3 protein-coding genes are annotated in these 9510 nt (G+C 35.5%); 2 read left to right on the top strand and 1 reads right to left on the bottom strand.

What is annotated here, in order from left to right:
• Positions 1 to 285 precede the first annotated feature (285 nt).
• A complete protein-coding gene (locus E0W73_RS19955; protein WP_244248523.1) occupies positions 286 to 1968 on the top strand; it encodes a mechanosensitive ion channel family protein in 1683 nt (560 codons plus the stop codon).
• 77 nt (positions 1969 to 2045) lie between these two features.
• On the opposite strand, the gene E0W73_RS19950 is transcribed toward E0W73_RS19955, so the two are convergent.
• Positions 2046 to 4661 carry a beta-glucosidase gene (locus E0W73_RS19950; protein ID WP_135223803.1) on the bottom strand — a complete coding sequence of 872 codons (2616 nt, stop codon included), beginning with the start codon at positions 4659 to 4661 and terminating at the stop codon, positions 2046 to 2048.
• Positions 4662 to 5000: 339 nt separating this feature from the next.
• Here E0W73_RS19950 and E0W73_RS19945 point away from each other — a divergent pair, with 339 nt between their 5' ends.
• Entirely contained in the window at positions 5001 to 9263 is a 4263-nt protein-coding gene (locus E0W73_RS19945) for a hybrid sensor histidine kinase/response regulator transcription factor (RefSeq protein WP_162847736.1), read from the top strand.
• Positions 9264 to 9510: the final 247 nt, after the last annotated feature.

The raw sequence follows: 9510 nt of genomic DNA, 5'->3' as shown, positions 1-9510 counted from the left end.
GTTAAGCCCGCCTGCGCAGATGGTACTGCATCATTGTGGGAGAGTATGTCGTCGCCTTTCTTTGGAATCCCGATTCGTTCGAATCGGGATTTTTTTTTGCTTTATGGTATTGGAAAAAGACTTAATTCCATCATTTAAATTTCTTTTCTCTGCGATATTTCTTATTTTTAGTAGTTTAAATGCTATAGTAAACTCGAACATATGATTTTAGCTAGAAACCGTTTTCTCTCCTTTTTAATGGTATTGCTCACATTAGTTGCGCCAAATATTATATCCGCTCAGTTATTGGGTACTAAGACTGCGACTGAAGAACCTGTAAAATCTCCTGAAGATTCTTTGGGAAGAAGAACTCCTCAGGGTACAATAAATGGCTTTATTAAAGCTATCGGTGATCAAAATTACTTGCGAGCCAGTCAGTATTTTGTGTTGAGCAAACGCTCCTACCGAAAAACAGCGGATAGAATCAGAATTGCAAAAACTTTTCAGCAACTTTTGGATCAAGGAGGTAATTTTTCTCCGTCTTCTATTATAAGCAACAAAGAATTTGGTCGTGTTGATGATGACTTAGCAACAGGCATCGATCTTGTTGGTAGTATTTCAACAGATAAGACAACAATACAACTGTATGTAGAGAACCAGTCAGAAGATAATCAACCTGCATTATGGCTTTTCTCTGCCGAAACTGTAGAATCAATTGCTTCGGCAGATATAACTGGCGAAAAAACATTTTTGGATAGAGTGCTGCCTAATGTCTTAATTCAAAGAAAATTAGGTAATGTTCCCATTGGTCATTGGGCGGTTGTAGTAATTATGACGATTGTATCCTATTTACTTTCAAGATTGCTGATTTTTGTTATTGTTTTTGTTTTACAAAAATTATGGAAAAAAGCTGCGAGTGAAAAAGTTAACGCTATAATAAATGCATTTACTTTGCCAGTTCATATGTGTTTAACAGTAATCTTGTTCGTTGCCTTTACGCAACGTATGGGAATATCTATTGTAGTTCGACAGCGTTTTAGTATCATAATAATCACTATCGGGATTGTCGCGTTTTTAATTCTGCTATGGAGAATGACCGATTTTGTAAGCATGTTTACAAGAAGCAGAATGAGTAGAAGAGGAAGGATTTCTGCCGTTTCAGCTATATTATTCTTAAGTAGGACAACCAAGGTTGCTATTGTATTTATTGGTATTATCGCTATACTCGGAATTATTGGTGTTGATGTTACTGCCGGACTTGCAGCGCTTGGTATTGGAGGTATAGCATTGGCATTAGGGGCGCAGAAAACTATAGAAAATTTTGTAGGAAGTGTGAGTCTTATCGCAGATCAGCCATTAAGAGTTGGAGATTATTGTAGAGTGGATGATATTAAAGGCACTGTTGAATCTATTGGCATGCGCTCTACAATGTTGCGAACTTCTGCGCGTACAATTGTAACTATTCCAAATGGACAGCTTTCGGCCAGTAAAATTGAGAATTTTGCTCATCGCGACCGTTTCATATTTAATCCAATACTTAATTTTAGGATGGAGACAACTCCGGATCAAATTCGCTATTTATTGGTTGAGCTAAGATCATTGCTGTTTGCCCATCCAGAAGTAATAGATTCGCCTCCTGTTGTACGTTTTACAGGTATTACAGCTGATGCCTTAAAAATTGAAGTTACTGCTTATATTCAAGCAATAAATTTTGAAACATCACAGGAAGTACAAGAAGATTTGTTGTTGCGAATGATGGATATTATCGAAAACAGTGGAACTTCATTAGCATATCCTTCTCAAAGACTTTTTGTATCACGCGATATTCCACTTTCTGATGAAAAATCTCAAGCTATTTCTGAGACTGTTAAAGAATGGAAAGAAAAAAGTGAATTACAGCTTCCGAAGTTTGACCCGAAACGCGTCGAAGAACTTAAAGGAAGCATCAAATATCCGGATAAGGGAAGCTTTAATTCTAATGAAGCATAAAAGATAAAACCGACATCTGTTTTAGAATAATCAAAACTGATGTCGGAAATTGTTTTTTCTTTTTTAATAAAGCAAAACTATTTTTTTAGTACAATAAGTTTTCCTGTAATTTTAAATTTACCTTCTGCTATATCTTTAGATTCATCTGGCTGTTTTCCACCTACGAACACTTTAAAAGTACCCGGTTCAATTACACGGATTCCTTTTTTATTAATTAAAGAAAGCTGTTCAGGCGTTATGGTAAAACTAACTGTTTTAGCTTCTCCTTTTTTCAAGTTAATCCTTTGAAATCCTTCTAGTTGATGTATTGGTCGAACAGTCGAAGCTTTTTCATCTTTTAGATACAATTCAACAACTTCATCTCCATCAAAATTACCAGTGTTTGTTACATCTACCGAGATTATAAAATCATTCTCAGCATTTACTATAGCAGGAATTTTCAAATTATTGTATTTAAAAGTAGTATAACTTAACCCGAATCCAAAAGGATATAAAGGTTTTTTATCAAAATATCGATATGTACGCCCCTTCATGTCATAATTTTCAAAAGCGGGAAGTTGGTCAATAGATTTATAATACGTAACAGGTAATCTTCCAGCCGGATTATAATCTCCGAAAAGCACATCAGCAATAGCATTTCCACCCTGCTGACCAGGATATCCAGCGGTTAGAATTGCGGGAATATTGTCGTTTGCCCAATTTATAGAAAGCGCACTTCCATTTATTAAAACCAAGACTACAGGTTTTCCAACAGCTTTTATTGCTTTTAGTAATTCCTCTTGATTTGCTGGTAAATTCAGGCTGGTTCGGTCACCGCCATCAAAACCATCTGCTTCAACTTTCATTTCTTCACCTTCCAATCTCTCATTCAATCCAAGAACAAGCACGACAGCATCTGCTTCAGAAGCCGTTTGTACAGCTTCTTTTAATAAGTTTTCTTGCGGCTCAGACCACAAAAGTTGTGCAATTGCGTCGCCATAGAAATTTTGATACTTAACCTCAATTTTATACTTTTTTCCAGCCTCAAGCTCAATCTTCTGAGCTCTGATTCGCGGATGATGATTGTTTTTTCCTCCAGTGCTTTTTCCGCCTTCGATTTCAACGGTCATAAAAGGTTTTGACCATTCTGATATCGAATACATCCCTGTTTTGGGTACTGAAAGATAGCCAGTCCAACGAACACTGTAATTTCCCATTTTCAATCTTGGATCAGGTGTTTCAATATCCCAATGAAAATCGATGTTATCATCAATACGTGTAAAGAGTGGTTTCCCGTCCCACTTGGTATTATCGAAATACTCTGCTTTTAATCCTTGTGTCCCGTTTTCATTCTGAAAATAAATTGACGGAATTGCCTTCATAGCGGGAACACCTTTGGCTAAATCTGTTCCTTGAGCATATAGAACTTTTGAATCAGGTTCAAGTTTGTTTTTAATTCCTTTTAAAACAGTAATAGGATTGCTTGGCACGCCGCTGTAATTCCCCCAAAGAGATTGAATATCGTTAGCATTTGGTCCAATTACCGCAATGGTTTTTATTTTTTTTGAAAGTGGGAGTGCGTTATTTTGGTTCTTTAGAAGAACAATGCTTTTTTGAGAAGCTTTACGTGCCAGATAATCGTTTGCTGCATTGTTATTTACAGAATAAGGAATTTGAGCGTAAGGAACTATTTCGTCAGGATCAAACATTCCCAGCCTAAAACGGGCAGTAAACAATCGTTTTACTGTCATATCAATATCGGCTTCGGTAAGCAGTTTTCGATCAAGTGCTTCTTTTAATGATTTGTAGCTGCTGCCGCATTCTAAATCTAATCCTTCTTTTACTGCCAAAGCCGAAGCCGAGGCGGCATCGTTTGTAATTTTATGATATTTCCAAATATCTGTCACTGCACCACAATCAGACACAATGTAACCCTTGAAGCCCCACTCATTTCGAAGAATATTGAATAAAAATGGACTGGCGCTGCAAGATTCTCCTCTAAAACGGTTGTAAGCCCCCATTACAGAATATACATTGCCTTCTTTTACTAAAGTTTTAAAAGCGGGAAGATAGGTTTCGTACAAATCAATATCGCTTACATTGGCATTAAATTCGTGGCGCGAAGGCTCAGGCCCTGAGTGTACCGCATAATGTTTTGCAGTTGCTACCACTTTAAGGTATTTTGGATCGGTTCCTTGAAGACCTTTTACATAATTAAGTCCCAATTGCCCAGTTAAATATGGATCTTCTCCATAAGTTTCATGTCCGCGTCCCCAGCGCGGGTCACGAAAAATATTGACATTTGGCGACCAAAATGTCAATCCTTGGTACATGCCGTGTTGTCCTCGTCTCAAATATTCATGATGTTTGGCACGAGCTTCATCTGAAATCGCATTGGCAACTTCGAGAACCAATTCTTTGTCCCATGAAGATGCAATAGAAATAGACTGCGGAAAAACGGTAGCGTATCCTGCACGGGCAACACCATGGAGTGACTCGTTCCACCAATTGTATTCGGGTATTCCGAGCCTTTTTATGGCTGGAGCTGAATCCATTAATTGGCTTATTTTTTCCTCGATTGTCATTCTCGAAACTAAATCGTCAACACGTTGTTCTATTGTAAGTGCTGGATTTTGGAATGCAAATTTCTCCTGTGCTGTAGTACTGAGTGAGAATGTGCTCAGTATAAACAAGAATTTGTATACTTTTTTCATTTGTCTGCGGAATCGTTTTGGTTTAATAGTTAGTAGATTATCTTTTGAATTTTTGAAGTAACATGAAAATACAAAATTAAATGTTTCTATTTCTCACCTTAGGATTAATTGCTATTTAAAAGGTGTTATAAAGCTTATAGTCTTTTTTTGTTGTTTTACAACCAATCGCAACAGACGTCAAATCGTTAATAAAGGGAGGGCATTTAGCTAATTATGGATATTGTTCTAGGTTAGGAAAAGAATTTTGATATTTTTGTGATTTATGTTAAAAAATAAATGATAAGAATGTTGAAGCGATATATAATTGTCTTTTTGTTTAGCCTAATATCTGCGTTTTGTATGGCGCAGCCCAAAGGTATTCTAACTCATTTATCGAATGATGGAAAGCTTACGCAATCACGTGTCTTGGGAATTCAACAAGATAAAAAAGGCTTTATTTGGTTAGCTACTTTTAATGGTCTTATTCGTTACGACGGAAATTCTTTCAGAAAATTTAAAGTAAAGCAAGATCTTACATTAGACATTCAATCCAATCGGGTGTCTAAGTTTAAGTTTGATACTAATGGCAGAATCTGGATACAGTCTGAAAAAAATGATATTTATTATTTTGACACCAATGAACTGAAATTTTACAATCCAGCAAAAAAAACATCAGATATTGCTTTTACAGAATTCAAAATAATGCCATCGGGACGGACTTGGCTTTTTCCAAAAGATAAAAGCTGTATTATGGTTTTTGAAACTGATAAAAAAATCGAAACCATAAAATTTGATAATGTAAAAAATTGTGGCAAGATCCGAGATGTCTATGAAGATAATTTGGGAACTACATGGTTTTTGACAGAATCTGGTATTTGCAGATTAAACAAGTCAGGAAACATTCCAGAGTATTTTTTTACGAATATGAGAGGATTGTCAGGCAGGTTGTATTCGTACAATGTGGCGGCGGAAACCAAAGAAGATCTTTGGTTTGCAGGCGATAATGGCAAATTTACCAGATATACTAAAAAATCAAGGACATTCTTTGATTTAGATTTGGGAATAAAAGAAGATATTTTGCTTTTGAATACGATTAATGACAACAAATTTCTTGTAATTACAAAGAAAGGGGGATTTGGCATATACGATATCATAACAGCGAAATTAGATTATTATACTAATAAAACTTTAGCCGGGATGCCAACCGAAAGCATTAATTTTTTGGGACTAACCGGTTCAAGATATTTTTGGTTTGATAATCTTTCGGGGCTATTTCAGTTTGATGTTTTAACTCGACAGCTTAAGAGAATTCCGACTGATGCTAGTGAGCCAGCCCTAACAGGAGGAAAACAAAAAAGTTTTCTATTGACAGCTCCAAATGGCACGGTGTGGATTCAGTCCAATAAAGGTGCGTTCGGTTATTGGGATGAAAAACAGGGAAAATTGTGTTCTGTAATGCGCTGTATCAAAGAATCGAAAGAAACTCTTTCAGACGTTATGTATACTGCTATGGTTGATAAATTGGGCAACCTTTGGTTTTGTTCCTACAAGCAGGGATTAGATTTGATAACCTTCAGTAACCGTAATTTCTTGACATTAGATATTCGGACATCGACAGATAATAAAAAACATAATGTTCGCAGTTTGATGACCGATAATAAAGGGAATCTCTGGGTTGCAAGCCGTGACGAAAAAATCGAAATTTTTAATCCTCAAAAAAAGAAAATCGGATTTTTGGGATCAAACGGTATGTTATCTGACGGGGGATCTGCATGGGGTGCGGATATTTACAGCATGATGCAAGATGCTCAAGGCAGAATTTGGATTGGTACTAGAGGAAATGGTGTTTTTTGTCTTAGCCCGAAGCAAAATCCTTTTGACTTTACAGTGCAACATTTCAAGTACAATCAAAATGATAAATACAGTATAAGTTCAGATGACGTCTATAAAATTTTTCAGGCTTCAGACGGTAATATCTATTTAGGAACATGGGGTGGTGGAATCAATATGATTCGTTTTTCAAACGATAATATCCATTTTATCAGTTATAGAAATGAATTGAAAAATTATCCTATCGGAAGTGCCGATAAAGTACGTTCGATTGTAGAAACTAAAGATCATAGGCTCTTTTTTGTCTCCTCTTACAAACTTCTTGGCATCTCGCAAAAAAATAAAACACCTGATAAAATTCATTTTAAAGAATATTATCATGCATCAGGTAACGATATTTTGGATGTTATTGTTACATCAGGCAATCAAATTGCGTTGGCGACAAATGGAAAGGGGCTTATTTTGGTGGAAATAGACAAGCAAAACTATGTAAAGTCGAAATCGTTTTGGAATGAAAATTTTGCTTTTCCACTAGAAGGTGTGGTTGGAATGCAGGAAGATTATTTCGGAAAAATATGGCTTATGGGAGACAATCAGCTGGCACGTTTTGATCCGAAAAACAACAGTTGCGAAACTTTTCCGGAACTTAAATCTATTATTGGAACCGAAATTTTTTCTGAAGCGACCAAATGCAGACTACAGAATGGCGAAGTTGCTCTTGGGTATTCTGATGGTCTAATTTATTTTAAACCCGAAGCTATAAAACCATTTGCTTTTAAGCCATATTTGGCTGTATCCGGATTTTTAGTCAACAATAAAGAACTATTTGAGGTCAATCCGGAAACGCCTAAAAATCCAGATATGTTGAAAGAAGTGACACTACAGCATGATCAGAATTTTTTCAGAATACAGTTTTCGGCTTTGGATTTTATTAAGAACGAAAATATAGTTTATCGCTATAAACTTAAAGGAATTGATAAGGAATGGAACTACCTTAAAGCCGGACAATCAATTAATTATACCAATCTTGGCAGGGGAGATTATACTCTTTTGGTATCTTCTACAAACGGACATAATTTATGGCTTAATAACGAAAGAGAAATAAAGATTACCATCAGGCCTTCTGTATGGGGAACCTATTTTGCCTATTGCTGTTATTTAGTATTAGCATGCGGTCTGTTTTTTTTAACACGCCGTACTATTTTAACTATTTTAAAACTTCGCCATGATGTTAGGGTTCAAAAAGAGATGAGCGAATTAAAACTGAACTTTTTTACCGACATTTCGCACGAAATACGAACACCACTTACAATGATTACTGCTCCTTTGGAAGTAATGCTTTCAGACAACCGTATAGAAGAATCAGTAAAGTCGCAACTCCGAACAATCGAAAAATACAGCAATAAGCTTTTAAATCTAGTAAACCAGATTTTGGATTTGAGGAGAATGCAGGATAAGAAACTAGAAGTCAGAAAGATAGATTTGAGAAAATTTGTAACTGATGTTTCAAAAAGTTTTAAAGATGTAAGCCTTCGACGTCATATTCAATTAAAGATAAGTAGCAGTGGCGAAGATTTGCAGATTTGGGCAGATCCAGATAGTCTCGATAAAATTCTTGTAAATCTACTTTCGAATGCATTTAAATATTGTAAAAAAGGGAGTTTGATTGAAGTACAGATAGAAGAATCTGATACTAATGTCAGTATAAAAGTTAAGGATAATGGTCCTGGAATTAGCCCAACTATTCAGAAAAAATTATTTGTACGTTTTTCAAATTATAATGAGAATCCTTTTAATCCAAGTACAGGAATAGGTCTTTCGATTGTAAAAGATTCCGTTGATAAACACGGAGCATCAATTTCTGTAGAAACAAAAGAGGGTAAGGGTACTACTTTTAAAGTCTGTTTCCTAAAAGGGACGGAACATTTTTCTGATGATGTCGTACTATTTCAAGAAACAGCTGAAGTTTTGGATGAAGACGAAAACGGAACGTCTGTTTTTGAAGAGAATGGTGAAAAGATTAGAGAAAAGCCCATCGGATTAGTCGTAGAAGACGATCCAGAATTGCGAGCTTTCATAGTTTCTGTATTAAAAGAAGATTACAATGTTTTTACAGCCGTAAATGGAGAAGAAGGTCACCTAAAAACAGTAGAGTTGATTCCGGATTTTGTTATTAGCGATATTATGATGCCGGAAATGGATGGAATTGAAATGCTAAAAGTTATTAGAAGCAATTTTGATGTGAGTCATATTCCTGTTATTTTACTTAGTGCAAAAACCGCAATCGAAAGTAAACTTGAAGGATTAGAATATGGAGCAGATGACTACATTACTAAACCATTTAATGTGAGTTTTTTAAAGGCAAGAGTAAAAAATGTTTTAGAGCAACGTTTTCGCTTGCAACAATTGTATTCAACAGGAAGTATTGCCGAAATTACAGCAGAAAAATCATTGCAAATCTCTAACAAGGATAATAAATTCATGCTTCAGGTAATTGATCTGGTAAAAGCCAATATTTCAAAATCAGATTTTTCTGTAGATGAGCTTGGGAAATTAATGTGCATGTCGCGAGCAAGCTTCTTTAACAAGCTTAAACATATTAGCGGTGTTTCGCCTGTAGTGTTTATTCGTGATATGAGATTGGCTGAAGCTGCGGAACTTTTAAAAAATGAGGATTTACTGATCAAAGAAGTTTGCTTTGAAGTCGGTTTTAGTGATTTGAAATACTTCAGCAAGTGCTTTAGGGCAAAATACGATTATACTCCCGCAGAATACCGTCGAAAATTTCGCTAAGTTATCTCAAATAATAAACATGCAAGAGCCTCATTATCCTAATGGGGCTTTTTGCTTGATTGGAGGTTCATTGTAATTGCGATTTGTGTTTTTAATAAGGAGTATTTTTTTGTATAAAGTAAAAAAGTATAAAATAATTTGGTAAATAGTCAGTATTTGTGCCTGTAATAGCAATTTAACCCTTTTTTAAAAGCAATATTTCCCCCTAATTAAGGACTGCTATTTCTAGTTTTGTTTCATAATCTTA

The sequence above is a fragment of the Flavobacterium foetidum genome (genome assembly GCF_004634245.1).
GTDB classification, from domain to species: Bacteria; Bacteroidota; Bacteroidia; order Flavobacteriales; family Flavobacteriaceae; genus Flavobacterium; species Flavobacterium foetidum.
The sequence above is the reverse complement of the archived record's forward strand: the minus strand, read 5'-3'. Positions and strand labels throughout refer to the sequence as shown.

What these genes read in the sequence shown, in the direction of transcription:
- E0W73_RS19945 (WP_162847736.1), top strand. Translation starts at nt 5,001, where the DNA reads ATGGCGCAGCCCAAAGGTATTCTAACTCATTTATCGAATGATGGAAAG.
- E0W73_RS19950 (WP_135223803.1), bottom strand. Translation starts at nt 4,661, where the DNA reads ATGAAAAAAGTATACAAATTCTTGTTTATACTGAGCACATTCTCACTC.